Source organism: Microbacterium testaceum, from assembly GCF_001476285.1.
Taxonomy (GTDB): Bacteria; Actinomycetota; Actinomycetes; order Actinomycetales; family Microbacteriaceae; genus Microbacterium; species Microbacterium testaceum_B.
The window spans coordinates 1-598 of the sequence record NZ_LDRU01000155.1; the positions used below are offsets into that span (position 1 = coordinate 1).

Genomic DNA, 598 nt, shown 5'->3' on the forward strand with positions numbered 1-598 from the left:
CCCTGGGGTAAAGTGGTTCGGCGAGGCGCAGACCACCTGGCGGTCGACGCCCTGGGCGTCCATCGCCTCCAGGCGCGCGCGCACGTCGGTCAGGCGCGGGAAGCGCTCGCCGATCATGCGTCCCGAGGCCTGCAGGCTCGCGAGGCCGTTGCGCTTCAGCTCGAGGTCGGCCGCGGCCTGCACCTCGTCAGGCACGCGGCGCTCGACCTCGGCGTGGAGCCCGCGCATGAGCCTCGCGACCGACGGCGTCGACCGCAACGAGGTCACCGACGTCCACGCCCACCTGCTCATGCCCGGGCTCCACGCCGAGGTCGAGCGCCGCGTGCCTGACGAGGTGCAGGCCGCGGCCGACCTCGAGCTGAAGCGCAACGGCCTCGCGAGCCTGCAGGCCTCGGGACGCATGATCGGCGAGCGCTTCCCGCGCCTGACCGACGTGCGCGCGCGCCTGGAGGCGATGGACGCCCAGGGCGTCGACCGCCAGTGGGTCAGCCCCTCGCCGAACCACTTCTACCCGTGGGCGAACGAGGGCCTGGCGACCTGGACGACCGCCGAGGCGAACCGCCTCATCGCCGACCACGTCGCGCAGGCACCCGACCGT

General features: G+C 73.9%; 2 pseudogenes. One reads left to right on the forward strand and one right to left on the reverse strand.

The window, feature by feature from the left end:
• Positions 1-228 (reverse strand): annotated as a pseudogene (locus tag NS283_RS18095) (amidohydrolase family protein); the annotation flags it as partial.
• Between NS283_RS18095 and NS283_RS18100 the strand changes: the two are divergent.
• Positions 227-598, forward strand: a pseudogene (locus NS283_RS18100) (amidohydrolase family protein); the annotation flags it as partial. The pseudogenes NS283_RS18095 and NS283_RS18100 overlap by 2 nt on opposite strands.